The 24,970-nt window shown below is 67.3% G+C and carries 20 protein-coding genes; 6 read left to right on the forward strand and 14 right to left on the reverse strand.

From position 1 onward, the window contains the following. Positions 1–40: 40 nt before the first annotated feature. Positions 41–1,873, reverse strand: coding sequence for an ABC transporter ATP-binding protein (locus EOJ32_RS15185; protein WP_127899113.1), 1,833 nt, complete (start codon positions 1,871–1,873; stop codon positions 41–43). Positions 1,874–2,121: 248 nt separating this feature from the next. Between EOJ32_RS15185 and EOJ32_RS15190 the strand changes: the two genes are divergently transcribed. The 3 genes from EOJ32_RS15190 to EOJ32_RS15200 all read left to right on the forward strand — a co-directional run bounded on the left by EOJ32_RS15190 (position 2,122) and on the right by EOJ32_RS15200 (position 5,922). Further along, positions 2,122–3,825 carry a peptide ABC transporter substrate-binding protein gene (locus EOJ32_RS15190; RefSeq protein ID WP_127899114.1) on the forward strand — a complete coding sequence of 568 codons (1,704 nt, stop codon included), beginning with the start codon at positions 2,122–2,124 and terminating at the stop codon, positions 3,823–3,825. Positions 3,826–3,941: 116 nt separating this feature from the next. Then, positions 3,942–4,949, forward strand: coding sequence for an ABC transporter permease (locus EOJ32_RS15195; protein WP_045981444.1), 1,008 nt, complete (start codon positions 3,942–3,944; stop codon positions 4,947–4,949). Continuing rightward, entirely contained in the window at positions 4,942–5,922 is a 981-nt protein-coding gene (locus tag EOJ32_RS15200; RefSeq protein ID WP_045981443.1) for an ABC transporter permease, read from the forward strand. Before EOJ32_RS15195 ends, EOJ32_RS15200 begins: the two co-directional genes overlap by 8 nt. A gap of 37 nt (positions 5,923–5,959) precedes the next feature. On the opposite strand, the gene EOJ32_RS15205 is transcribed toward EOJ32_RS15200, so the two are convergent. Genes EOJ32_RS15205 through EOJ32_RS15220 form a run of 4 tightly spaced genes read right to left on the reverse strand, consistent with a single transcriptional unit; the run spans position 5,960 to position 10,110 of the window. Then, a complete protein-coding gene (locus tag EOJ32_RS15205; protein WP_127899115.1) occupies positions 5,960–8,293 on the reverse strand; it encodes an aldehyde dehydrogenase family protein in 2,334 nt (777 codons plus the stop codon). A gap of 7 nt (positions 8,294–8,300) precedes the next feature. Further along, positions 8,301–9,239 (reverse strand): deoxyribose-phosphate aldolase, encoded by a 939-nt coding sequence (deoC, locus tag EOJ32_RS15210; protein ID WP_127899116.1) that lies wholly within the window; start codon positions 9,237–9,239, stop codon positions 8,301–8,303. Further along, entirely contained in the window at positions 9,236–9,793 is a 558-nt protein-coding gene (locus EOJ32_RS15215; RefSeq protein ID WP_127899117.1) for a DUF1523 family protein, read from the reverse strand. Before EOJ32_RS15215 ends, deoC begins: the two co-directional genes overlap by 4 nt. Before the next feature lie 8 nt (positions 9,794–9,801). Continuing rightward, positions 9,802–10,110, reverse strand: coding sequence for a hypothetical protein (locus EOJ32_RS15220; RefSeq protein WP_052714614.1), 309 nt, complete (start codon positions 10,108–10,110; stop codon positions 9,802–9,804). Between the two features lie 105 nt (positions 10,111–10,215). Here EOJ32_RS15220 and EOJ32_RS15225 point away from each other — a divergent pair, with 105 nt between their 5' ends. Continuing rightward, entirely contained in the window at positions 10,216–11,148 is a 933-nt protein-coding gene (locus EOJ32_RS15225) for a cation diffusion facilitator family transporter (protein ID WP_205963157.1), read from the forward strand. Between the two features lie 14 nt (positions 11,149–11,162). Further along, on the forward strand, positions 11,163–11,975 hold the full coding sequence (locus EOJ32_RS15230; protein WP_164871453.1) for an EcsC family protein: 813 nt from the start codon (positions 11,163–11,165) through the stop codon (positions 11,973–11,975). Here EOJ32_RS15230 and EOJ32_RS15235 read toward each other — a convergent pair. The 9 genes from EOJ32_RS15235 to EOJ32_RS15275 all read right to left on the reverse strand — a co-directional run bounded on the left by EOJ32_RS15235 (position 11,939) and on the right by EOJ32_RS15275 (position 24,266). Next, entirely contained in the window at positions 11,939–14,305 is a 2,367-nt protein-coding gene (locus tag EOJ32_RS15235; RefSeq protein WP_127899119.1) for an ATP-dependent helicase, read from the reverse strand. The genes EOJ32_RS15230 and EOJ32_RS15235 overlap by 37 nt on opposite strands. A gap of 137 nt (positions 14,306–14,442) precedes the next feature. Further along, positions 14,443–15,405: a GTP cyclohydrolase FolE2 gene (gene folE2, locus EOJ32_RS15240; protein ID WP_045981439.1), complete on the reverse strand. Its 963-nt coding sequence runs from the start codon at positions 15,403–15,405 to the stop codon at positions 14,443–14,445. A 96-nt stretch (positions 15,406–15,501) separates the two neighbouring features. Continuing rightward, positions 15,502–16,704 carry an O-succinylhomoserine sulfhydrylase gene (metZ, locus tag EOJ32_RS15245; RefSeq protein ID WP_127899120.1) on the reverse strand — a complete coding sequence of 401 codons (1,203 nt, stop codon included), beginning with the start codon at positions 16,702–16,704 and terminating at the stop codon, positions 15,502–15,504. Between the two features lie 403 nt (positions 16,705–17,107). After that, entirely contained in the window at positions 17,108–18,433 is a 1,326-nt protein-coding gene (locus EOJ32_RS15250; protein ID WP_127899121.1) for a sigma-54 dependent transcriptional regulator, read from the reverse strand. A gap of 23 nt (positions 18,434–18,456) precedes the next feature. After that, a complete protein-coding gene (locus EOJ32_RS15255; RefSeq protein ID WP_127899423.1) occupies positions 18,457–20,172 on the reverse strand; it encodes an ATP-binding protein in 1,716 nt (571 codons plus the stop codon). A gap of 140 nt (positions 20,173–20,312) precedes the next feature. Then, the gene (purQ, locus tag EOJ32_RS15260; RefSeq protein ID WP_127899122.1) at positions 20,313–20,981 is read right to left on the reverse strand and encodes a phosphoribosylformylglycinamidine synthase subunit PurQ; all 669 of its coding nucleotides are present in this window, start codon (positions 20,979–20,981) and stop codon (positions 20,313–20,315) included. Between the two features lie 172 nt (positions 20,982–21,153). Continuing rightward, on the reverse strand, positions 21,154–22,365 hold the full coding sequence (locus EOJ32_RS15265) for an NADP-dependent isocitrate dehydrogenase (RefSeq protein WP_127899123.1): 1,212 nt from the start codon (positions 22,363–22,365) through the stop codon (positions 21,154–21,156). 102 nt (positions 22,366–22,467) lie between these two features. After that, positions 22,468–23,592, reverse strand: a complete 1,125-nt coding sequence (locus EOJ32_RS15270) for an HD domain-containing protein (protein WP_127899124.1) — start codon at positions 23,590–23,592, stop codon at positions 22,468–22,470. 11 nt (positions 23,593–23,603) lie between these two features. Then, the gene (locus EOJ32_RS15275; protein WP_045981433.1) at positions 23,604–24,266 is read right to left on the reverse strand and encodes an alpha/beta hydrolase; all 663 of its coding nucleotides are present in this window, start codon (positions 24,264–24,266) and stop codon (positions 23,604–23,606) included. Positions 24,267–24,447: 181 nt separating this feature from the next. Here EOJ32_RS15275 and EOJ32_RS15280 point away from each other — a divergent pair, with 181 nt between their 5' ends. Beyond that, entirely contained in the window at positions 24,448–24,906 is a 459-nt protein-coding gene (locus EOJ32_RS15280; protein WP_045981432.1) for an Rrf2 family transcriptional regulator, read from the forward strand. The last annotated feature ends 64 nt before the right edge of the window (positions 24,907–24,970 follow it).

Below are 24,970 nucleotides of genomic sequence, written 5' to 3' on the forward strand. Positions count from 1 at the left end.
GGGGCCAGGGGCACCCCGCCACGCCCTGCCCGAAAAACGATCAGCCGTGGGTGACCGGATCGACCAGCACGCGGTGCCCCGGCGCGACCTCTCGGTAGACGGACGGCTTGGCCACATAATCGACCGGGTGCATGGGCGACGGGATGGGCTTGAAGCTCAGATCCTCGGTAATCTTCTTCTGGCGCGGGTCGGCCACGGGCACTGCCGACATCAGCTGGCGGGTATAGCTGTGCTGGGGGTTCTCGAAGACCTGCGCGCGGGTGCCCATCTCGACGATGCGGCCCAGATACATCACGCCCACATGGTGGCTGACGCGTTCGACGACGGCCATGTCATGGCTGATGAACAGCATCGATATGCCCAGGTCCTGCTGCAGCTCCATCAGCAGGTTCAGCACCTGCGCCTGGACCGACACGTCCAGCGCCGACACGGCCTCGTCCGCGATGATCAGCTTGGGGTTCAGCGCCAGGGCGCGGGCAATGGCGATGCGCTGGCGCTGGCCGCCCGACATCTCGTGCGGATAGCGGCGCATGAAGCTGCGCGGCAGTTCCACCCGGTCGAACAGGGCCGCGATGCGGTCCTGGCGTTCGGACTTGCTGCCGATGCCATAGTTCTCCATCGGCTCTGCGACCTGGTCGTAGAGCTTCATGTGCGGGTCCAAGCTGGCGAACGGGTCCTGAAAGATCATCTGCATGTCGCGGCGCGACTTGCGCAGCGCGTTCGCCGACAGGCCGATGATGTCGGTGCCACCCAGGTCGACCGTGCCCGATTCGGGCTCGACCAGGCGCAGGATCGACCGCCCGCAGGTGGACTTGCCGCAGCCGGATTCCCCCACCAGCGACAGCGTCTCGCCGGCGTTGATGGTAAAGCTGACATCCTCGACCGCGTGCACCCGCGCGACGGTGCGGCGCAGCAGGCCGCCCTTGACCTTGAACCGCGTGGTCAGGTTCTTGACCGTCAGCAGCGGCGTGGGGTTGGCGACGACGATGGGTTCGGGGGCGCCGGTCGATCCGTCGCTCATCAGGCGCAGGCGTTCGGGGGCGGCCTTGCCGGTCATCTCGCCTAGGCGCGGGACGGCGGCCAGCAGCATCTTGGTGTAATCCCGCTGAGGATTCTCGAAGATCTGCTCGACCGGGCCTTCCTCGACCTTCTCGCCGCGATACATGACCACCACGCGGTCGGCCATCTGGGCGACCACGGCCATATCATGGGTGATGAAAAGGACGGCAATCTGCTTTTCCCGCTTCAGCCGGTCGATCAGCGCCAGGATCTCCGCCTGGATCGTCACGTCCAGCGCGGTCGTGGGTTCGTCGCAGATCAGCAGGCGCGGCTCGCAGGCCATGGCGATGGCGATCACGACGCGCTGGCGCATGCCGCCCGACAGTTCGTGCGGATACTGGTCCAGCCGGCGTTCGGGTTCGGGAATGCGGACCTGGCGCAGGATCTCCAGCGCGCGGGCGCGGGCCTCGGCCTTCTTCAGGCCGCGATGGGTGATCAACCCCTCGACCAGCTGGTCGCCGACGGTGAAGACCGGGTTCAGCGCGGTCATCGGCTCCTGGAAGATCATGCCGATCTGGTTGCCGCGGATGTCGCGCATCGCGGCGCTGTTCTGGCGGGCCAGGTCGACGACCTTGCCGTCATCCTGTTCGAACATCAGCTGGCCGCCCGCGATGGTGCCCCCGCCGAATTCCACCAGCCGCATCAGCGACAACGAGCTGACCGATTTTCCCGACCCGGATTCGCCCACCACGCAGACGCATTCGCCCGGCTTGATGTTGAAGCTGACATCCTTGACGCCGACCACGACCCCATCGTTGGTTTCGAATTCGACCCGCAGTTTCTCAATGGAAACAAGAGGTTTGTCGTCAAGCATCTGGGGCCCCCGGGAAAGATCAAGCCAGCAGGCTAGCCATTGCCCGGGGAAAGTCAAAGCCCAAACGCATGTGCGATGGGTCTTGCCTTTCGCAGAGGCTTCGTTTGATGATGCGCGCATTCCGCAGGGACGATGACAACACGAACAACCACCCGGACAATCGGGGACGCGACAAGACGATCAGCCCCCGAATGGCTGAAGGTGGCGTGGAACCCCCCGCGGGCCGCAACACCCAACAGGAGAGTGTAATGAAACTGAGAACCGGTCTGATGGGCGCCGCCGCCACGCTGGCGATGGCCCCTGCCGCTTTCGCGGAACGCGGCAGCGACGGCCAGCTGAACATCATCATGTGGCAGGCCCCGACCCTGATGCACCCCTATCTGTCGGGCGGCACCAAAGAGGTCATCGCCGGCAGCCTGGTCCTGGAACCGCTGGCGGGCTATGACACCGAAGGTCAGATCTATCCCCGCCTGGTGACGGAAATCCCGTCGCTGGAGAACGGCGGCATCGCCGAGGACCTGACCTCGGTCACCTGGACGTTGCGCGACGACGTGAAATGGTCGGACGGCACGCCGCTGACCGCCGATGACGTCGTCTTCACCGCCGAATACTGCATGGACCCCGAGGGTGGCTGCGCGCAGCTGGCCAAGTTCGAGGGCATCACCGCGGTCGAGGCGGTCGATCCGCAGACCGTCAAGGTCACCTTCGATTCACCGCGCGCCGACCCGTTCTCGGCCTTTGTCGGATCGCAGTCGCCGATCCTGCAGAAGGCCCAGTTCGAGGCCTGCAAGGGCGTGAACGCGCCGACCTGCACCGACCAGAATTTTGGCCCGATCGGCACCGGCCCGTTCCGCGTCACCCAGTTCCTGACCAACGACACGATCAGCCTGGAAGCGAACCCGGAATACCGCGACGCGGCCAAGCCCGCCTTCGCGACCGTGCTGGTCAAGGGTGGCGGCGACGCGGCCGGCGCCGCGCGGTCGGTCATGGAGACCGGCGAGTTCGACTATGCCTGGAACACCCAGCTGGCCCCCGACGTCATCGCCGGCATGGAGGCCGCGGGCCGCGGCAAGGTCTCGGCCGCCTTCGGCACGCTGGTGGAACGCATCCACGTCAACCTGACCGACCCGTCATCGTCGCTGCCCGAGGGCGAGCGTTCGACCGCCGCGCATCCGCATCCGTTCCTGTCGGACCCGGCGGTGCGCAAGGCGCTGTCCATGGCCATCGACCGCGCCCTGCTGGTCGAGATCGGCTATGGCACGTCGGGCCAGCCGACCTGCAACTATGTCCCCGCCCCCGAGGCCTGGGCGTCCGACAACACCGAATGCCTGACCCAGGACATCGCCGGTGCGAACGCCCTGCTGGACGAGGCAGGCTGGACGATGGGCGGCAACGGCGTGCGTGAGAAGGACGGCGTGCAGCTGAACATGGTCTTCCAGACCTCGGTCAATGCGGTCCGCCAGGACTTCCAGGCGCTGATCAAGCAGTGGTGGTCGGAAATCGGCGTCCAGACCGAACTGAAGACGGTCGACGCGTCGGTGTTCTTCGGCTCGGATGCGGGCTCGCCCGACACGCTGCAGAAGTTCTATGCCGACGTCGAGATGTATGCCGACAACTTCGACGGCAACAACCCGGCGCCCTACCTGTCCAAGTGGACCTGCGACAAGGCGCCCTCGCCCGCCAACCAGTGGCAGGGCGAGAACATCAGCCGCTTCTGCGACCCGGAATACGACCGCATGGTCGACGAGATCGAAGGCATCGTCGACGCCGACGAACGCGCCGCCATGGGCCGGACGATGAACGACATGCTGACCAAGGACAGCAACGCGATCATCCCGCTGGTCTATCGCGGCACGGCCTCGGCGCATTCGAACACGCTTGGCGGCGTGCAGCTGAACGCCTGGGACAGCGAGATCTGGAACGTCGCGGACTGGACCCGCGTCGAACAGTAATGCATCCTGCCGCCCTGGCCCTGCGCCGGGGCGGCGCCCCTCTCTCAGGGGCCCGCGGGCGCGCGGGACCGTGACGGGGGGACACAGATGCCCAGAAACCACCGGATCGAGGCACCATGCTGAGTTTCACCATCCGCCGGCTGCTGCTGGCCATTCCGACATTGCTGTTCATCTCGCTGGTGATCTTCCTGTTGCTGGAAGCCTCGCCCGGCGACCCCTTGGGCGACGTGCCCCTGACCGTGCCCCCGGAGGTCCGCGAACGCATGCGTGCGGCCCTGGGCCTGGGCGAGCCCTGGCCGGTCCGCTACCTGCTGTGGCTGAAGCAGTTCTTCTGGGTCGAGCCGCTGTACTGGACCGACCAGTGGTTCGGCACGAACTTCAGCGACGGCGCCCAGCGCATCATCAGCTTCCAGTCGCGCAGCCCCGTCTTCGACGTGATCGCCCAGCGCGTGCCGCAGACCCTGACCGTGGTCGGAATGTCCTATCTGGTGGGCATCCTCATCGCGATCCCCATCGGGATCATCTCGGCCTACAAGCAGTACAGCTGGTTCGACCAGATCGGCACCTTCGTGTCGATGATCGGGTTCTCGATGCCCACCTTCTTCACCGGCGTCGTGCTGATCATCATCTTCGCGGTGAACCTGCAGTGGTTCCCGTCGGTCTATGACACCACGCTGCAGGTCGACGACTGGGCCAGCTTCAAGCAGCAGGCCCGCCAGATGGTGATGCCCGTGACGGTGCTGGCGCTTTACAACGCGGCGCAGATCAGCCGCTTCATGCGCTCGTCCATGCTGGACAACCTGGGCCAGGACTATGTCCGCACCGCCCGAGCCAAGGGCCTGTCCGAACGCGTCGTCGTGTTGAAGCACGTCTTGCGCAACAGCCTGATCCCGGTCGTGACCGTGATCGCGCTTGGCCTGCCGGCGGTGTTCGGCGGCGCCATCATCACCGAACAGGTGTTCAAGGTGAACGGGCTGGGACAGCTGCTGATCACCTCGATCCACGGCAACGACATCCCGATGGTCCTGACGCTGACCTTCATCTTTGCCATCCTGATCGTCGTCTTCACCCTGATCGCAGACATCCTCTATGGGGTGCTGGACCCGAGGATCCGCTATGACTGACCCCAAATCCCCCGACGACCTGCGCGCCGCCGCAGGCAACGCCGCCGTCCCCGCCGCCGCCAGCCCCCCGGTCGTGCCCCCCCAGGGCGCGGTCGAGACCCGCAGCCAGTGGTCCGACGTCTGGCGCCAGTTCCGCAGCCACCGCGGCGCGATGGTGGCGCTGGTGCTGTTCGTGGCGATCATCCTGTTCGTGTCCGTCGGACCGCTGATCTGGACGATCGACCCGACCTATGTGGACATCCGCGCCCGCAACTCGGGCTTCTCCGCGGCCCATCCCCTGGGCACCGACCAGCTGGGCCGCGACCTGCTGGCGCGCCTGATGGCGGGCGGCCAGGTGTCCATCGCCGTCGGCCTGACCGCGATGATCATCGCGATCTTCCTGGGCAGCCTGATCGGCGTGATGTCGGGCTACTTCCGCCGGCTGGATGCGCCGCTGATGCGCCTGACAGAGCTGTTCCTGGCGCTGCCGCTGCTGCCTTTGCTGCTGCTGATGGTGACGCTGTTCCGCGAGCCGCTGTCGCAGACCTTCGGCCCGGCGCTTGGCATCTTCTTCCTGATCGTGACCGCCATCGGCGCGACCAGCTGGATGCAGGCCGCCCGCATCGTGCGCGGCGAGGTGCTGGGCCTGAAGGAACGCGAGTTCATCCTGGCCGCGCGGTCCATCGGCACGCCGTCGCACCGGATGATCACGCGCCACATCCTGCCCAACGTGCTGTCGCCGATCATGGTGGCCGCGACCCTGGGCATTGCCACCGCGATCATCACCGAAAGCGCGCTGTCCTTCCTGGGCTTGGGCTTTCCGCCCGACTTCCCGACCTGGGGACGGCTGCTGTTCGACGCCGTGGACCAGATGGTGCTGTATCCGTGGCGGGTGATCTTTCCCGGCTTGCTGATCTCGCTGACGGTGCTGTGCGTGAACTATATCGGCGACGGGCTGCGCGACGCCATGGACCCCCGCATCCGGGGGCGCTGACGGTAAAGGGGGGCCAAGCGGCCCCCCCTTCTTCGTTTCAATAGGCCGCGCTGCCGCTGCCCGCAGGCAGGGCGCCATAGGGCAGCCAGATCGTCTTGGACCGCGTCGCGTGATGCAGGAAGGTCTCGCCCTGCGCGTGACCACCGGTCCAGTCGCGGGCGGGCACGGCCCAGACCGGCTTCAGGTTCCCCGCCGCCGCCCGGTCCACCGCCGCCAGCCCTGCCGCGGGTCCCGCGTGCCAGAAGCCCGCGACCTCCTCATGGGCAGCCAAGGGCACGGCCAGATCGGCGGTGACCCCGGTCACGATATTGACCACGCCCGCAGGCAGGTCCGACGTGTCGAACACCTGATAGAGGTCCGTCACCGCCAGCGGATCGTCCTGCGCGGGGATCGCCACGACCGCGTTGCCCATGGCGATGGCGGGCAGCACCAGCGACAGGAACCCCGCCAGCGGCTGCGCATTCGGACAGGCGATGCCGATGACGCCCATCGGTTCGGGGATCACGTTGACCAGATGGCCGGGCTTGGCCTGCACGGTGGCGCCGTCGAACTTGTCGGCCCAGGCCGCATAATGGAAGGCGCGCGCGATGGCGGCATCGACCTCGGCCCGGCTGGTGCGGGCGGCGAATTCCGCGGCCCGCGCCGACAGGTTCTCGGCGATGTAATAGAGGACCTGCGCGCGGGCATGACCGCCCGCCGCGGCCCATTTGCCGGCCTTGGTCGCCGCCTCGACGGCGTTCCGGATATCCTTGCGGCTGCCCAGGGGGGCCAGCCCGCCCGGCACCGCATACATCGCGCCGCCATCCGGCCGCTTCTGCACGCCGCCGTAATAGAGCTTGGCCGTGCGGTCGATGCCCTGCTGCGGCGCGGCCCCGTCCGTTACCGCGACGACCGGTTTCAACGCAATCTCACGCGCCGGTTTCACCGCAGGTTCGGCCAGATAGTCGCGCATCCCCGCGGCCCCGCCCTCGCGGCCATAGCCGCTTTCGCGATAGCCGCCGAAGGGGGCCGCGGCGTCGAACATGTTAGCGCCGTTGATCCAGATCACCCCGGCCTTGATCCGCGCGGCGATGTCGGTGGCGACCGTCGCGCTTTCCGACCAGACCGATCCGGCCAGGCCATAGCGGGTGTTGTTGGCCAGCTCGACCGCCTCATCCGCGGTGCGGAAGGTCGACAGCGTGGCGATGGGGCCGAAGATCTCCTGCTCCATGCCGGGATTGGCGGGGGCGATGTTCTTCAGGTATCCGGGTGCGATGAAGCAGCCCTCCTGCGCCTGCCCGCCGACCAGTTCCGCCCCGGCATCGGTCGCGGCACGGCAGATCGACAGGATGCGGTCCTTCTGCACCGGATCGACGATGGCGCCGATATCGGTGGACTTGTCCAAGGGCGCGCCCACGCGCAGCCGCGCCATGCGGGCCGACAGCAGCGTTTCGAACCGCTCCGCGACGGATTCCGCCACCAAGATGCGCGAGCCCGCGCAGCAGACCTGGCCCTGGTTGAACCAGATGCTGTCCACCACGCCCTCCACGGCGGCGTCCAGGTCGGCATCCTCCATCACCACGAAGGGTGACTTGCCGCCCAGTTCCAGCGTCAGCTTGCGCCCGGTCCCGGCCAGGGCGGTGGCGATGCCGCGCCCGACCTCGGTCGAGCCGGTGAAGGCGATCTTGTCCACGTCCGCCGCGACCAGGGCCGCGCCCGTCGCGCCGTCGCCGGTCACGATGTTCACGACGCCCGCGGGCAGGCCGACCTCCTGGCAGATCTCGGCAAAGGCCAGGGCGGTCAGGGGGGTGTATTCGGCGGGCTTCAGCACGACCGTGTTGCCCGCGGCCAGCGCGGGCGCCACCTTCCAAGCCAGCATCAGCAGCGGAAAGTTCCACGGAATGATCTGGCCGCAGACGCCCAGGGGCGCATGGCCCGGGAACCGCGTGTCGCGCAGTTCGGCCCAACCCGCGTGGTGATAGAGATGCCGCGCGACCAGCGGGATGTCGATGTCGCGCGCCTCGCGGATCGGCTTGCCGCTGTCCAGCGTCTCCAGGACCGACAGGAAGCGCTCGCGCTTCTGCACATGGCGGGCCAGCGCATAGAGATGCCGCGCCCGTTCGGTGCCGGTCAGCGCGGCCCAGCCCTTCTGCGCGCGGCGCGCGGCCTTGACCGCCGTCGCGACGTCGTCCGCCGTTCCCTGCGTCACGCGGGCCAGAACCTCGCCGGTGGCGGGGTCGCGGGTCTCGAAGGTGTCGCCCGGCTTGGTGAAGCTGCCGTTGATGAAATGGCCGAACGTCCCGCGCCGGGCCAGCCAGTCGCGGGCCGCGGACGCGTCCTCGGTCGAGGGGCCGTATTCCATCGTCTGCATGATCTCGCTCACTTTGGTCATCGGATCCTCAGGCAATCGCTTGGCGGTGGGCGGCGGCGTAGCGGCCCGTCACATGGTGGCTGATCTGGCGCTCGATATCGCCCAGCAGGCTGGAGGCGCCGATGCGGAACAGGTCCGGGGCCAGCCAGTCGCGGCCCAGCTCCTCGGCCATCAGCACCTGCCAGCTGATCGCGTCCTTGGCGGTGCGCAGGCCGCCCGCGGGCTTGAACCCGACTTTGATGCCGGTGCGGGCATGAAAGTCGCGGATGGTGCGAACCATGACCAAGCTGACCGGCAGGGTCGCGTTCACGCCCTCCTTGCCGGTCGAGGTCTTGATCCAGTCCGACCCGGCGTGCATCGCCACATGGCTGGCCTTGGCGACATTCTCCAGCGACTTCAGATCGCCGGTGGCCAGGATCGCCTTCATCCGCGCGGCCCCGCAGGCCTCGCGCATGGCGCGCAATTCGTCATACAGCGCCGCCCAGTTGCCCTGCAGCACATGGGCGCGGGTAATGACGATGTCGATCTCATCGGCGCCCTGATCCACGGCATAGCGGATCTCGGCCAGGCGCAGGTCCAGGGGCATCAGGCCTGCGGGAAAGCCAGTCGCCACGCTGGCGACGGGGATGCCGCTGTTGCCCAGGGCGCGCTTGGCGGGCGCGACCATCGTCGGATAGACGCAGACCGCGCCGGTGGTCAGCCCGGTCACGCCCACGGCCTCCAGCAGATCGGCGGCGATCGGCTGGCGCGCCTTGGCGCACAGACGGGCGACCCGGTCGGGCGTGTCATCGCCCGCCAGCGTGGTCAGGTCGATGCAGCGCACCGCGTTCAAAAGCCACGCGGTCTGGTGATCCTTCTTCAGGCTGCGGCGCGCGGGTAACGTCGCGGCGCGGCGTTCGACCGCCGGGGTGTTGATGCGGATGCCCTCGAACCAGTCGGGGTGGAGGTCGGTTCCGGGGTTGGTCATGCCGGTCTCCTTGCGCTGCGCTGACGGAACTGCGCCCACATGCGCCAGACCAGCGTCAGCAAGGCCAGCAGCACGCCACATACGATCAGCGCGGCCCAGTTGGTCGGGCGGTCGTCGGGGCCCGCCACGGTGTTGATGGAAATCGCATTGGGATAGGTCGACATCCACGGCAGACGCCAGCCATAGGCGGTCACGCTGACCCAGATCGGATCACGCGCCGAGGACTGCAGGTTCGTGGCCTCGGCCTGCAGGTTCGCGCTGTCATACTTGAAATAGGGCGGCCAGACCCAGCCCGTATCCTCGTTGCGATAGACGAAGACGCGCCCGCCGGGCCGCACCGCGTCGATGAAGCGCACGTCGCGCTGGCCCTGGGCGTTCTCGACCGTGCCGGTGCTGTCGGATGCCCAGAAGATCGCGGCCGAGGGCGGGATCTCCGTCAGGCGGTTGTAGGTGTTGCTGATCCGCAGCGTGTTCTGGGACGGCAGGGTGTAATCCAGCAGGCCAAAGACCAGGATGCCGAACAGGACGCCTGCGACGACGCGCACATAAGACATGGCAGCTCCTATTGCCAGTTGACCAGGATGACGATGACCACAACGGCCAGCGTGGGCAACACGAAGACCAAGCCGGCCAGCCGCGCCCGCAGGGTTCGGTTGAACCCGACCATCGCCTTGGCGATGAACGCGCGCCGTGCGGCGGTGTTCCCGGCCTGGTCGGGATGGCGGGCATCCCACCGGTTCTCAAGGCGTTCGACCTGTCCGGACCGGATATGCATGCGCAGCAGCACATAGAACACCACCTGCGCCGCCAGCACGAACAGCCACAGCCGGATCACCGCCACCGCAAAGCCCCCGTCATCATTGGCGACCACGTTAGCACGCCCCGCGCGGCAGGGGCCAGATGTCGCGTCGCGTCACGGCGGCGCAGCGTGCAACCCTTTGAACGCGTGCGGCGTTCGGCGGCCGAAAGGACCCCCATGACCCGCCCGATGTCCGAACAAGCCGTCCTGCGCCTGTCGATCGCCATGACCTTCGTCGTGGCGGCGGTGGGGATCGGTTTCGGCGTGGCGTCGGGGTCGGCGTCGATCATCTTCGACGGCATCTATTCGCTGACGGATGCGGTGATGACGTCGGTCGCGCTGCTGGTGTCGTCGCTGATCACGCAACGCCTGTCGGAACGCCGCCAGGCGCGGCTGGTCCAGCGCTTCACGATGGGGTTCTGGCACCTGGAGCCGATGGTCCTGGGCCTGAACGGCGTCCTGCTGTCGGGGGCGGCGATCTATGCGCTGGTCACCGCGGTGGGCAGCCTGCTGGCCGGGGGGCGCGAACTCGATTTCGGGCGGGCCATCGTCTATGCGGTCGTCGTGGTGATCGTGGCGGTGGGCATGGCGATCCACAACCGTCACGCCAACCTGTCGATCCGGTCCAACTTCGTGGCGCTGGACGTGCAGGGCTGGACCATCTCGGCGGCGCTGACGGGGGCGCTGCTGGCGGCCTTCGTCTTTGGCTGGGCGATCCAGGGAACGGCGCTGGCGCCCCTGTCGCCCTATGTCGATCCGGCCGTGCTGGCGCTGGTCTGCGTGATCGTGATCCCGCTGCCGGTGCCGACCATCCGCAGGGCACTGGCCGACATCCTGCTGATCACGCCGCCGGACATGATGGCGCAGGTCGACCGCGTGGCCCGCGACGTGGTGGCCCGGCACGGATTCCTGGACCACCGCGCCTATGTCGCCCGCGTCGGCCGTGGCCGCCAGATAGAGCTGTACTTCATCGTCCCCCAGGGCCAGCCCCCCCGCCCGCTGGAGGAATGGGACGCCATCCGCGACCAGATCGGCGACGCCATCGGCGGCGACATCACGAACCGCTGGCTGACCATCGCTTTTACCACCGACCCCGAATGGGCCGACTGACCAGGAGCATCACCATGACCTCGACCGCGCTGACCGATCCGACCGCCGACCTGCAGGCCGAACTGGACCGCCTGGCCGCCCGCCAGCTGGCCGGTCGCGGCCTGCTGATGCGCGGGGTCGAGGCGGTGGGCCGGCTGACCGAAGGCGCGGCCACCACGGTCTTGGGCCTGTCGCCCCTGTCGCTGGAAAAGGTCATGGAAAGCGCGTTCCGCCAACTGTACGACCTGTCTGCGCGCGGTGACGGGATCAGCGTGGTGCGTGACGCGCCGCTGGTCGCCAACAGGGCGGCGGCGGTGATGTCGGGGGCCACGGGCGGATGGTTCGGGCTGGCGGGCATCGTGCCGGACCTGGTGGCCTCGACCACGGTCATCTTCAATTCCATCCAGAAGGTCGCGCGCAAGCATGGCTTTGACACCACCGATCCGCGGGTGCGGCTGGAATGCCTGGCGGTGTTCCAGTACGGCGAGCCGGGACAAGAGGGAGACGCGGCCGCGCAATCGTTCCTGGCGAACCGCCTGCTGACCAATGGGCAGACCGTGTCGACGCTTATCACCCGCTTTGCCGGTCAGTTCGCGACCCGCCTGACGACCAAGCTGGGCGCGCAGGCCGTTCCGGTCCTGGGCGCGGCGACGGGGGCCGCGATCAACTATGCCTTCCTGGATTACTACGAACGGGTCGCAGACATCCATTTCCGCCTGTTGCGCCTGGCAGAAAACCATCCGGGCACGGATGTCGACGCGGCCTATGCCCAAGCCCTGACCCGCGCGGGACAGCCCCGCCTATCCCGCCGTCAGAAGGGGACGTCGTCGCCCCCGCTTGCCAGTTGAACATAGGCCGCCTTGATGTTTTTGAACCCGGCCTCGAACTGAACGGTCAGCGTGTCCTCGGCGATCCCCATGACCAGACCCTCGCCGAACTTGGCGTGGGTCACGCGGTCGCCCACGCTGAATCGCGACGCGGGCGCCGCGTTGATCGTGACGGGGGTGCGATGCACCGGCTGGCCGCGATCGGCGGCCCGCGCCTGCATCCGCTTCCATCCCGGAGAGGCATAGACATCGGCCTTGGCCACCCGTTCGTCCATCCGCGTGCCGCCCGCCATCGCCATCGCCGCACCATAGCCGCCGCCATACAGGCCCGGCGGGGTCAGCACCTCGACATGCTCCTCGGGCAGCTCGTCGATGAAGCGTGACGGCAGGGCGCTCTGCCACTGGCCGTACAGGCGCCGGTTGCCCGCGAAGGTGATCGTGGCCAGCCGTTCGGCCCGCGTGATGCCGACATATGCCAGCCGCCGCTCCTCCTCCAGGCCCTTGGTGCCCTGCTCGTCCATGGCGCGCTGGTTGGGGAACAGGCCGTCCTCCCATCCGGGCAGAAAGACGACCGGAAACTCCAGCCCCTTGGCGCCGTGCAGGGTCATGATGCTGACCTGTTCGTCGTCGTCGGCATTGTCGCGGTCCATGACCAGCGACACGTGCTCCAGGAACCCCTGCAGGTTCTCGAACTCCTCCAGCGCCTTGACCAGTTCCTTGAGGTTGTCCAGACGCCCCGGCGCGTCGGGCGACTTGTCGTTCTGCCACATCGCGGTATAGCCCGATTCGTCCAGCACCCGCTCGGCCAGCTCCACATGGCCGACACCGTCGCGCACCGCCATATGCGACCGCCCGATCAGGCCTACGAAATCGCGCAGGTTGGCCAGCCCCTTGCCGCCCAGCTGCTTGTCCTCGACCACGATGCGCGCGCCCTCCAGCAGGTTCACGCCGTTCTGGCGCGCCGCATGCTGGACCGTCTGCAGCGCCTTGTCGCCAAGGCCCCGCTTGGGCGTGTTCACGATCCGCTCGAAGGCCAGATCGTCGTCCGGGCTGACGACCAGCCGGAAATAGGCCATCGCGTCGCGGATTTCCTGCCGCTCATAGAACCGCGGGCCGCCGATCACGCGGTAAGGCAACCCGATGGTCATGAACCGGTCCTCGAAGGCCCGCATCTGGTGCGACGCGCGCACAAGGATCGCCATGTCGTTCAGGCTGACGCGGCCCAGGGCCTGTCGATGGCCGCCCTGGAACGCCTCGATCTCCTCGCCGATCCAGCGGGCCTCGGCCTCGCTGTCCCAATGCCCGATCAGGCGCACCGGTTCGCCCGGTTCGGCATCCGTCCACAGCGTCTTGCCCAACCGCCCCTGGTTCGCCGCGATCAGGCCGGACGCCGCCGCCAGGATCTGCGGGGTGGACCGGTAATTCTGCTCCAGCCGGATCACCTCGGCGCCCGGAAAGTCCTTCTCAAACCGCAGGATGTTGCCAACCTCGGCCCCGCGCCAGCCATAGATCGACTGGTCGTCGTCGCCCACGCAGCAGATGTTGCGATGCGCCTGCGCCAACAGCCGCAGCCACATGTACTGCGCGACGTTGGTGTCCTGATACTCGTCCACCAGGATATAGCGGAACCGGTCCTGCCATTGGCGCAGCACGTCTGGATGCGCCTGGAACAGCGTCACGCAATGCATCAGCAGGTCGCCGAAATCGACCGCGTTCAGCGTCAGCAGCCGGTCCTGATAGGCCGCGTACAGCTTGCCGCCATGCCCGTCAAACGCCTCACCCTCGCCCCGGGGCAGGTTGCCGGGCGTGATGCAGCGGTTCTTCCACCCATCGATCAGATGCGCCAGCTGCCGTGCGGGCCAACGCTTCTCGTCGATGTTCTCGGCCGCGATCAGCTGCTTCAGCAGGCGGATCTGATCGTCCGTGTCCAGAATAGTGAAACTGGGCTTCAGGTGCAGGTTGCCGTGCCCGATCAGCTCGGCATGGCGGCGCAGGATCTTGACGCTGATGCTGTGGAAGGTGCCCAGCCAAGGCATCCCCTCCACCGCATCGCCCAGCAGGCGGCCGATCCGGTCCTTCATCTCGCGCGCGGCCTTGTTGGTGAAGGTCACGGCCAGCAGCTGCCCGGGCCGCGCCTTGCCCAGCATCAGCAGATGCGCGGTTCGCGTGGTCAGCGCACGGGTCTTGCCCGTGCCGGCCCCCGCCAGCATCAGGACAGGCCCGTCCAGCGCTTCGACAGCGGCGCGCTGTGCGGCGTTCAGCCCGTCAAGATACGGCGCGGGCCGCGCGGCCATCGCGCGCTGCGACAGCGGCACCGCCGCCAGATCATCGGAATCGTCGAAATGCTCCATTCCGCCAACATAGGCATCGCCGCGCGCCAAGGAAAGCCCGACGTTCGCCCTATGTTCTCATCCGTGCCGAAATGGTGCGCCCCATCAGCAGGGGGTCCGGGGGGCGCGCAGCTCCCCCGGCCACCGCGGGACGCAGATCAGGCGCGCAACCCTGCAAAAGTCGCGGGGTCCAGCGATGCTTGGGCAAAGGTCGGCCCGCTGGTCAGCAGGCTGACCGCATCATGCGAATGCAGCGATTCCTGGTGGCTGGCCACGACACGAAAATCGCCTACCCGCGGATCGGCGATCAGCTGGCCCGCAAAGGCCCGCACCGCATCCTCGACAAAGATCGGGTTCGCCGCGTTCAGCTCGGCAAAGGCCTGCTCGTCCTCGCGCTTGACCATGACCTGCGTCTCGGTCGGCACCGCGGCGCGGCACAGCGCGATGACATCCTCGAACCAGATCCGCTCGGGGCCGTCCATCACCAGCGATATCCGCGCGACCGACCGCTGCGAATGCGGGGTGGCCAGCCGCCCGCGCGTCTGTCGGGCATGCTCGGACAGTTCCAGCGAACAGGGGCAGGTCGACGAATAGATGTAATCGACATGCATGACCCGCAACCGCGCGCCGGCCACGTCGATCACCTCCAGCGCGATGTCGTAATATTGCCAGCCCGAGAGGCCCGACCGCAGGCTGTCCACCCGCACCGGGTACGAAAACCGCATCTGAATCCGCGCATCCAGCGCGTCCAGGTCGGTCTTGTAGTCGTCCAGCGCCGCCTCCAGCACCGACAGGCTGAACGCATGATCGGCATGGCCATAGAATGACCGCATGATCCGCGACATGTTGATGCCCTTGCGGTCGGCCTCCAGACTGACGGTGCCGGTCACGCTGGTCTCCAGCGTGATCTCTCCGCCGTCGCGCACCAGATAGCGGATCGGCAGCCGAAAGTTCGAGATGCCCACATGCTGGATCGCGGTGCGCGCGCCCACGATCAGGCTGGCAGGCCCGTTCTGCAGGTCCGGCAGGCTGTCCTTGTAGGCGGGGTCGACGCGGAACTCCGCGTCATAGCTGCGCGCCAGCGCGGGATAGGCGGGGGTCAGGGGGCGGATCTCGGTCATGGTGCCTCCGGCGTGATCGCCACAGATATAGGGGGCGGCACAACAAATGTCAGCCCGCCCCCGCAGATGCGCCACGCCACGATGACGCAGCCCGGCTCAGCCCTGCAGCGCGTCCATCAGATCGGCGGTCAGGTCGCGCGCGTCCTCCAACCCCACCGACAGGCGCAACAGGCCCGGCGTGATGCCAAGGCGCGCCTTGTCCTCGTCGGTCAGGCGCGAATGGGTGGTGGTGGCCGGATGGGTCACGATGGATTTCGCATCGCCCAGGTTGTTCGAGATCGCGATGATCCGCAGACGATCCAGCGCGGCGAATGCCGCCTCCTTGCCGCCCGCCAGTTCCATCGCGATCATCGTGCCGCCCGACCCCATCTGCCGCATGGCCAGGTCGTGCTGCGGATGATCGGCCAGGCCCGGATAGATCACGCGGCTCAGCGCCGGATGGCCGTGCAGCGCGGCGGCGATGCCCGCGGCGGCCTCGGCCTGGGCGCGCACGCGCAGGTCCATGGTCTGAAGCCCGTTCAGCATGATCCAGGAATGGAACGGGCTGATCGCGCCGCCGGTATGCTTCAGATAGGGCTCGGCCACCTCGCGCACGAACTGACGCGTGCCGCAGATCACCCCGGCCAGCGCCCGCCCGCCGCCATCGATATGCTTGGTCGCGGAATAGACGACCACATCGGCCCCCTGCTCGACCGCGCGGGAAAAGACCGGGGTCGCGAACACGTTGTCGACCACCACCGTCGCGCCCGCCGCATGGGCAAGGTCCGCGACGGCCCGGATGTCGATCACCTCCAGCGTGGGGTTCGACACGCTTTCGAAGAACACCGCCCGCGTGCCGGGCGTGATCGCCTCGGCCCATTGGTCCAGATCGGTGCCGTCGACATAGCTGACCTTGACCCCGAACCGCACCAGCAGATCCAGCACGTACAGGCAGGACCCGAACAGCGCCCGCGCCGCGACGACGTGATCGCCCGGCTTGCACATCGCGAACATCGCGCCGTTGACGGCGGCCATGCCGCTGGCGGTGGCAAAGGCGTCCTCGGTCCCCTCCAGCGCGGCGATGCGGTCCTCGAACATGCGGCTGGTGGGGTTGCCGTAACGGGCATAGATGAACTCGTCCGGGCCGGTGCCCTGGAACCGCGCCTCGGCCGAGGCGGCGTCGGGATAGACGAAGCCCTGGGTCAGGAAGATCGCCTCGGCCATCTCGCCATACTGGCTGCGCCGGGTGCCGTGATGGACGGCCTGGGTCCGGGGATGGGGGGTGCGGGGGGTGAACTTGTCGTCGGACGAAACGCTCATGCGGGCTGCCTTTCCGTGGTCCCCTGCGGCGTAATCCCCACAGGCATCTTTCGCAAGTCCCGCGACCCCGGGCGCGCCGAACTGTCGCCTAGCCGACAAATTGCAGGAAATGCAGATAAACGGTTATTTTACAGGGGGATGCTTGATCTTCCTGTCCAAATGGACAGTTGGAAACCGACGGGTCGCAAGCTATGGTTGAACCACGGTCGGGTGATGTTCACCCAAAACCGGTACGGGGCTTTCGCCCCGCTTTCACCAGCGTCCCGCAGGTGCGGGGTCGTGTCACAAGTTTTCTGAAGACGGTTCCTGCGGTCCAGTGTGTTGCTGTGACCATCGCGTGTTTATTCGGACGGCGGGACCCGGACAGTTGGGGGCGGCAGGTCGCGCCGCCCCCAATGGTCCCTTACAGATAGTCGCCGCGCTGCAGGCCGTACTTGGCCATCTTTTCGTTCAGCGTCCGGCGCGGCAGGCACAGCTCGTCCATCACCCCGGAAATGCTGCCCTTGTGGCGGCGCATGGTGTTGTCGATCAGCATCTTCTCGAAGCTCTCGACATATTCCTTCAGCGGCTTGCCCTCGGTGGTGGTGGCCTGCTGGTTGTCCTCGCCATCCGCCATCAGCAGCGATGCGATCGACCCCGATCCGCGGCGGTTCTGCAAGACCGCGCGTTCGGCCACGTTGATCAGCTGGCGGATGTTGCCCGGCCAGGGCGCCTGCAGCAGCTGGGCGGCCTCCTGCGCGCTGACCTGGGGCGGCTCGCAGCCGTATTCCTCGCTGAACTGCTCGGTCATGCGGGTGAACAGCGCCAGGATGTCCTCGCCCCGCGCACGCAGCGGCGGCAGGGTGATCTTCAGCGCCGACAAGCGATAGAACAGGTCGGGACGCAGCGAATCCTCGGCCTTTCGGCCCTCGCCACGGGCGTTGCTGATCGCGATGATGCGCGTCTCGGCAGGTGTGCCCTGCTCGCTGATAAACGCCAGCAGGCGGGCCTGCATTGCCTCGGACAGGGCCTCGACATCCTCCAGGCACAGCGTGCCGGCGCGGGCCTCCTCGACGGCGGGCAGCCCGTCCTCGATGGGGCCGAACAGGCGCGATGCCAGGGCCTCGTCGTTATAGGCCGCGCAGCTGACCGGCACGAACTTCTTGGACGCGCGCGGCCCGACCGCGTGCAGGGCATGCGCCACCAGCGTCTTGCCGGTGCCGGTCTCGCCGTCGATCAACACGTGGCCGTCGGCCTGGCCCAGGTCCAGGATGTCCTCGCGCAGGCGCTCCATCACCGGGCTGGCGCCGATCAGCTTGGACATGACCTGCTGGCCTTCGGACAGGTCGCGGCGCAGGGCGCGGTTGTCCAGGGTCATGCGCCGGGCCTGCGTGGCCTTCTTGGCCAGCTGGGTCATGCGGTCGGGGTTGAAGGGCTTCTCCATAAAATCCATCGCGCCAAGGCGCATCGCCTCGACCGCCATGGGCACGTCGCCATGGCCGGTAATCATGATGACGGGCAGGTTCGAATCCAGGCCCATCAGGCGTTTCAGAAAGGCCATGCCGTCCATGCCGGGCATGCGGATGTCGCTGACGACGATGCCGGGCCAGTCGGACCCGATGACCTTCAGCGCGTCCTCGGCGCTGGCAAAGGTTTCGGTCTCGAAGCCCGACAGGACCAGCCACTGGCTGATCGATTCGCGCATGTCGGGTTCGTCATCCACGATGGCGATCTTCAGCTTGCGGGACATTCTTGTCATCCTCTCGTGTTGCGTCATTCGGCCGCCAGGGCCTGACGGGGCTGTCCGGGGCGGTGCAGCGGCAGCTCGACCCGGAACACCGCTCCGCCGGTGTTTTCGTTATGGGCGGTCAGGCGACCCCCGAAATCGGCGACGATCGTGGACGAGATCGCCAGCCCCAGCCCGGTCCCCTCGCCGGGCTTCTTGGTGGTCCAGAAGGGTTCAAACAGCTTTTCCAGGTCCGAGACACCCGGCCCGTTATCGCGGACGGACACATAGGCGTGAGCCGCGGCCTCGACCGTGATCTCGATCGCGGCGTCGGGGCGGCCCTTGACCGCGTCGACCGCGTTGCGCAGCAGGTTGATCAGCACCTGTTCCAGCCGGATGCGATCGGCCATGACCATCACCCGTTCGCGCGGCACGATGCGGATGATGCGGATGGGCCGGGTGCGCAGCTGGGGCTCCATCATGGTCAGCGCGCTGCTGACCGCGGCGCGCAGATCGACCGGCTCGACCGCCTCGCCGCCCTTGCGGGCATAGGACTTCAGCTGCCGGGTGATCGCGCCCATCCGGTCGATCAGGTCGTCGATGCGCTGGAAACTGGACAGCGCCTCCTCGGGGCGGCCGCGCTGCAGCAGCAGCCGCGCCCCCGCCAGATAGGTTTTCATCGCGGCCAAGGGCTGGTTCAGCTCGTGGCTGACGCCGGCCGACATCTCTCCCAGGGCGGCCAGCTTGGAGGATTGCTGCATGGTCTGCTCGGCCACGCGCAGCTCCTTCTGCACGCGCTCGCGTTCCGCGATCTCTCGGGTCAGGCGGGCGTTCAGGGCGCGCAGGTCGGCCGATTCGCGCATATAGGCCTGGCTCTGGATGCGCGCGCGCCGCGACAGCATCCAGAACGCCCCCGCCAGCAGGATGGCAAAACCCATGATCTGCAGCGCCAGAATGGCGTTGACGCGCTCGCGCACGGACGAATAGGCGGTGAAACTGATCATCCGCCAGCCGCGGAACGGCACCCGCGCCTCGGACTGCATCACCGCGCGGCCCTGGACATAGGCGTCGGCGGGGCTGGAGGTCCAGTCCGCCGTCACCTGGAACGCCCGCCGGATCGCAGAGGGCGCATCGCGCACCGCCTGCGCCTCGGCGACGGTCAGGCCACGCCAGCGCGGCTCGGTCGACAGGATGATCACACCCTCGCTGTCGGTGACGGCCACGGCATCGGAAATGCCCGCCCAGGACCGCTCCAGCCGGGTCAGGTCGGCCCCCACGACGATCACACCCAGCGTCCGCCCCTCGGACACCACGGCGCGGGAATAGGCGAACTCATGGGCGCCCGATGCCAGTTCGGACACGGTGAAGACCGTGTCGCGCGACCGCAGCGCCTCGACATATTGCGGGGCCGCGACGCTGTTCGTGCCGATCTGATAGCGGTCGGTGGCCCCCACGACCCGCCCCGATGCGTCCAACAGGCGGATCGAGGCCGCGCCGATCTCCTTCTGCGCGGTCATCAGCCGCGCCGAGGTGGTGGAAAAATCGTTGCCGTTCAGCGCCCCGATCAGCGCCGGGTCACGCGCCAGCAGCAAGGGCACGACCGAATTGCGCTGCAGTTCCGACATCAGGTTGCCCGAATACAGCGCCAGACGCAGTTCGGACCGCACGCGCGTGTTCTCGGAGAAGCGGTCGGTCAGCCATGCGTTGGTGACCCAGATCGTGCCCAGCGCTGCCAGGCAGATCAGTGCGATCGTCGCACGCAGCCACCAGGGGTTGACCGGCTGGCCGACCCTGCCGCGCCTGCGTTCGGCGCTGTCTTCGATATGATCCTCAGTGACCACGCACGGACCCGTCCCACAAGATCGGCTGACGCAATCTATGGCGAAGAACGGTCCGGCTCAAGTCAGGCGTGCGTCAGCGCCGTGGCCAGCCCCGTGAACAGCGCCGCCCCGTCGGTGCCGCCCGTGACCGGGTCGGCGGCGCGTTCGGGATGCGGCATCATGCCCAGGACGCGCCGGTTTTCCGACAGCACGCCCGCGATGTCGCCGACAGACCCGTTGATCGCCGGGGCATAGGTGAAGGCGATGCGGTCCTGATCGCGCAGCTGCGCCAAGCCTTCGGTGCCGATCTGATAGTTGCCGTCGTGATGGGCCACCGGAATGCAGATCCGCTGGCCCTTGGCGTAACCGCCGGTGAAGGCGCTGTCCGCGGTGCCCACGGTCAGGACCGACGGCTTGCACAGGAAAGTCAGCCCGGTGTTGCGCATCAGCGCGCCGGGCAGCAGGCCCAGTTCTGTCAGCACCTGCAAGCCGTTGCAGATCCCCAGCACATAGCCGCCCCGCGCCGCATGGGCCCGCAGCGCGTCGGCGATGGGGGAATGCGCGGCGATCGCCCCGCAGCGCAGATAGTCGCCATAGGAGAACCCGCCCGGCACGCCGACCAGGTCGATCCCGTCGGGCAGCTGGCTGTCTTTGTGCCAGACGCGCACCACCTCGGCCCCCGCCTGTTCCAGCGCGACGGCAAGGTCGCGGTCGCAATTCGATCCGGGAAAGGTGACGACGGCGGCTTTCATCGCGGGACTCCTGCTTGGGACGCCCTGCCCTTAGCGCAGGCCGGGTTCCAAAGAAAGGGGGGCCAGCCCCCCATCGCCTTGCGGCGATCCCCCCGGGGGTATTTGAACAACGGAGAAATGCATCCTGCGCCCTCGGAAAGCAGAAGGCCGGGCGATTGCCCGGCCTTCGTGATCAGTTCAGCGCCTTGTTCAGGTACTGGTCGACCTTTTCCAGATAGCCCATCGTGGTCAGCCATTTCTGGTCGGGACCCACCAGCAGCGCCAGGTCCTTGGTCATGTGGCCGTCCTCGACCGCCTGGACGGTCACCTTCTCCAGCGTCTGCGCAAAGGTCAGCAGGGCGGCGTTGTCGTCCAGCTTGGCGCGGTGCTTGAGGCCGCCGGTCCAGGCAAAGATCGACGCGATCGAGTTGGTCGAGGTCGCATTGCCCTTCTGGTGTTCGCGATAGTGGCGGGTGACGGTGCCATGGGCGGCCTCGGATTCGACGATCTTGCCGTCCGGGGTCATCAGGACCGAGGTCATCAGGCCAAGGCTGCCAAAGCCCTGCGCGACGGTGTCCGACTGCACGTCGCCATCATAGTTCTTGCAGGCCCACACATAGCCGCCCGACCATTTCATCGCGCTTGCGACCATGTCGTCGATCAGGCGGTGTTCGTAATGGATGCCGGCCTTCTTGAACCGGTCCTGGAACTCGGCCTCGTAGACCTCCTGGAACAGGTCCTTGAAGCGGCCGTCATAGGCCTTGAGGATCGTGTTCTTGGTTGACAGATAGACCGGATAGCCGCGCGCCAGGCCATAGTTCAGCGAGGCACGGGCGAAATCGCGGATCGAATCGTCCAGATTGTACATGGCCATTGCGACCCCGGCGGCGGGGGCGTCATAGACCTCGTGCTCGATCGTCTCGCCGTTCTCGCCGACGAACTTGATGGTCAGCTTGCCCTTGCCCGGAAAACGGAAATCGGTGGCCTTGTACTGGTCGCCGAAGGCGTGGCGGCCGACGATGATCGGCTGCGTCCAGCCCGGCACCAGCCGCGGCACGTTCTTGCAGATGATTGGTTCGCGGAAGATCACGCCGCCCAGGATGTTGCGGATCGTGCCATTGGGGCTGCGCCACATCTTCTTCAGGCCGAATTCCTCGGCCCGCGCCTCGTCGGGGGTGATGGTCGCGCATTTCACGCCGACCCCGTGGCGCTTGATCGCCTCGGCCGCGTCGATGGTGATCTGGTCGTTGGTGCGGTCGCGCTCCTCGATGCCCAGGTCATAATATTTCAGGTCGATGTCCAGATAGGGCAGGATCAGCTTTTGCTTGATGAAGTCCCAGATGATCCGCGTCATCTCGTCCCCGTCCAGCTCGACGACGGGATTGGCAACCTTGATCTTCGACATGAACTGCCCCTTGTGCGGTGGATACGGTCGCGCCGCTTCTAGCCGCAAAAGCGTCCGATTGAAAGACGGTATGCGATGGTATGCAAGACACCCGTCCGGTGATTAGCTGCCCGCGAAATGGGCGCGCAGACCGTTGTGCAGCCACTGCCACAGCGGCGCGCAGCCGCGTTCGACCCAAGGGCCCACGCGGCTTTCCACCTGCGCCAGGGTCACGTCGTATTCGACCCAGCCCGCGCCGCCCGACCGCAGGTTCTGGACGGCGGGCTGGCAGCGGTCCAGCGCCTTGGCGAAGACGGCATCGGGGCTGGCCGCCGCCTCGAACTCCTGCCACAGGGCCAGCATCTGCTGTCCTTGCGGGTCGGGCAGCAGGCCGAACAGGCGCCGCGCGGCGGCCTCCTCGGCGGCCTGGATCGCCGCCGATCCATGCGCCTGCCCGCCGGCGGAATGCAGGGGCACATCGCCCACGTCGATCTCGACCAGATCGTGGATCAGCAGCATCCGGATGACGCGGCCCGGATCGACGCCCGGCCCCGCCAGACCGCCCAGCACCAGCGCGTACAGCGCCAGATGCCAGCTGTGCTCGGCGCTGTTCTCGCGACGCGATCCGTCCAGCAGGCGGTTTGCGCGCAGGACGCCCTTCAGCGCGTCGGCCTCGGCCAGAAAGGCCAGGCGGCGGGCCAGATCGCCCTGGGCGACCTCCTGCCCGGACAGCAGCGCCTGCGCGGCCTGCCACCCCTGCGGCCATTCGCGTTCGAACCGCGCCGCGCGTCCGGCCGACAGGTTGTCGCGCACGATCCGGACATGGTCGGGGATCGGATCGCGCGCCTGGAGTACCTGAAAGATGGGCTGTGCGTGATCCATGCGCTTGGCGGTCACCGCGGCAGCGTCCGCGCGCCCCTCGAAATCGCGCCAGAGGGCGGCCAGACGCGCCCCGTCCGGCGCCAGGCCAAAGATGCGATCCGCCGCCGCGGCCTCGGCGATGGCTAGGCCTTCCACGTCATGATCCAGGTGGATCGGCTGATCGCCGGTGTCGATCTCGACCAGGTCGTGGATCAGGATCATCGCGATGGCGCGGTCGCTGGCGCCCATCACCATTGCCCACAGGGCGACGTGCCAGCTGTGTTCTGCACTGTTCTCGGGGCGCGACAGGTCCATCAGGACGCTGGCGCGGTGGACCGACTTCAGCCGGTCCGCCTCGCACAGAAAGGCGAACGCATCGTCCAGCATGGCCGCAGCCCTCAGCGCGACGTCTCGGTCAGGCGCTTCCTGACGTAACCCTGCACCAGGTCGATCATCGGCTTCATGTGGGTCTCGTCGTCGCGGAAGAAATGGTCCGCGCCCTCGATCTCCTCATGGGTGACGGTGATGCCCTTCTGCTCGCGCAGCTTGCCCACCAGGGTGGCGGTGTCCTTGGGCGGAGCAACGCGGTCGGCAGTGCCGTTCACGATCAGGCCTGACGACGGGCACGGCGCCAGGAAGCTGAAATCGTACATGTTCGCGGGCGGGGCCACGCTGATGAAGCCGGTGATCTCGGGGCGGCGCATCAGCAGCTGCATCCCGATCCACGCACCGAAGCTGAATCCCGCGACCCAGCAATGCTTGGAATTGGGGTTCATCGCCTGCAGGTAATCCAGTGCCGAGGCGGCATCGGACAGCTCTCCGATGCCCTGGTCGAATTCGCCCTGGCTGCGGCCCACGCCGCGGAAGTTGAACCGCATCACCGTGAACCCCATGCGGTGGAACGCATAGTGCAGGTTGTAGACGACGCGGTTGTTCATCGTCCCGCCATATTGCGGGTGCGGATGCAGCACGATGGCGATGGGGGCGTCTGGCTTGCCGGGCTGAGGGTGGTAACGGCCTTCGAGACGGCCTTCGGGGCCGGGAAAAATCAGCTCGGGCATGGTTGTCCTTCACAGGTCCTGTCGGGTTTCTTGACGCGTGCGCGCATGGCTTCTAGACGGGATATCTGGGCAGCCGGCACAGGTTTGGCAAGAAACATGCTGGGCCGGGCATAGCGCGCGACGACGGCGCGCGTCAATGCAAAGGCAGGCCCGGCAGGGACCATCGGGGGGAAGACGCGCCATGAAACTGTCCACCAAGGGACGCTACGCGATCATCGCGCTGACCGACCTGGCCATCGCCAAGGGGGGCGACCTGACCTCGCTGGCCGAAATCTCGAAACGCCAGGACATCTCGCTGCCCTATCTGGAACAGCTGTTCGTGCGCCTGCGCCGGGCGGGGCTGGTGGCGTCCGTGCGCGGTCCGGGCGGCGGATACCGCCTGGCCCGCACCCCCGAGACGATCCGCGTGGCCGAGATCCTGGAGGCCGTGGACGAGACCGTCAGCGCCATGCATATCGGCGCGGGCGCGTCGGGCGGCATTTCCGGGTCGCGGGCGCAGACCCTGTCGAACCGGCTGTGGGAAAGCCTGTCCGCGCATGTCTATGTCTTCCTGCACAATCACACGCTGGCCGACGTGGCGAAGAACCAGCTGCTGCCCTGCCCCGCGCTGCCCAAGATCCTCAACGTCGTGGACGACTGAGGCCGCCCGGGAATTAATTCGACAAATCCTGGATCCGGTCGGCGGTTTCCCGCGTCCCCCGGTC

Origin of the sequence: Paracoccus sp. Arc7-R13, assembly GCF_004010775.1 — a bacterium.
Lineage (GTDB): Bacteria > Pseudomonadota > Alphaproteobacteria > Rhodobacterales > Rhodobacteraceae > Paracoccus > Paracoccus marcusii.

Excerpts from the sequence above, each read along its gene's own strand:
- EOJ32_RS15185 (WP_127899113.1), bottom strand. The coding sequence starts at position 1,873 with ATGCTTGACGACAAACCTCTTGTTTCCATTGAGAAACTGCGGGTCGAA.
- EOJ32_RS15230 (WP_164871453.1), top strand. The coding sequence starts at position 11,163 with ATGACCTCGACCGCGCTGACCGATCCGACCGCCGACCTGCAGGCCGAA.
- metZ (WP_127899120.1), bottom strand. The coding sequence starts at position 16,704 with ATGAGCGTTTCGTCCGACGACAAGTTCACCCCCCGCACCCCCCATCCC.
- EOJ32_RS15280 (WP_045981432.1), top strand. The coding sequence starts at position 24,448 with ATGAAACTGTCCACCAAGGGACGCTACGCGATCATCGCGCTGACCGAC.
- EOJ32_RS15205 (WP_127899115.1), bottom strand. The coding sequence starts at position 8,293 with ATGACCAAAGTGAGCGAGATCATGCAGACGATGGAATACGGCCCCTCG.
- purQ (WP_127899122.1), bottom strand. The coding sequence starts at position 20,981 with ATGAAAGCCGCCGTCGTCACCTTTCCCGGATCGAATTGCGACCGCGAC.
- EOJ32_RS15195 (WP_045981444.1), top strand. The coding sequence starts at position 3,942 with ATGCTGAGTTTCACCATCCGCCGGCTGCTGCTGGCCATTCCGACATTG.
- EOJ32_RS15235 (WP_127899119.1), bottom strand. The coding sequence starts at position 14,305 with ATGGAGCATTTCGACGATTCCGATGATCTGGCGGCGGTGCCGCTGTCG.
- EOJ32_RS15250 (WP_127899121.1), bottom strand. The coding sequence starts at position 18,433 with ATGTCCCGCAAGCTGAAGATCGCCATCGTGGATGACGAACCCGACATG.
- EOJ32_RS15270 (WP_127899124.1), bottom strand. The coding sequence starts at position 23,592 with ATGCTGGACGATGCGTTCGCCTTTCTGTGCGAGGCGGACCGGCTGAAG.
- EOJ32_RS15215 (WP_127899117.1), bottom strand. The coding sequence starts at position 9,793 with ATGTCTTATGTGCGCGTCGTCGCAGGCGTCCTGTTCGGCATCCTGGTC.
- EOJ32_RS15190 (WP_127899114.1), top strand. The coding sequence starts at position 2,122 with ATGAAACTGAGAACCGGTCTGATGGGCGCCGCCGCCACGCTGGCGATG.
- EOJ32_RS15225 (WP_205963157.1), top strand. The coding sequence starts at position 10,216 with ATGACCCGCCCGATGTCCGAACAAGCCGTCCTGCGCCTGTCGATCGCC.
- EOJ32_RS15275 (WP_045981433.1), bottom strand. The coding sequence starts at position 24,266 with ATGCCCGAGCTGATTTTTCCCGGCCCCGAAGGCCGTCTCGAAGGCCGT.
- EOJ32_RS15200 (WP_045981443.1), top strand. The coding sequence starts at position 4,942 with ATGACTGACCCCAAATCCCCCGACGACCTGCGCGCCGCCGCAGGCAAC.
- folE2 (WP_045981439.1), bottom strand. The coding sequence starts at position 15,405 with ATGACCGAGATCCGCCCCCTGACCCCCGCCTATCCCGCGCTGGCGCGC.
- EOJ32_RS15265 (WP_127899123.1), bottom strand. The coding sequence starts at position 22,365 with ATGTCGAAGATCAAGGTTGCCAATCCCGTCGTCGAGCTGGACGGGGAC.
- deoC (WP_127899116.1), bottom strand. The coding sequence starts at position 9,239 with ATGACCAACCCCGGAACCGACCTCCACCCCGACTGGTTCGAGGGCATC.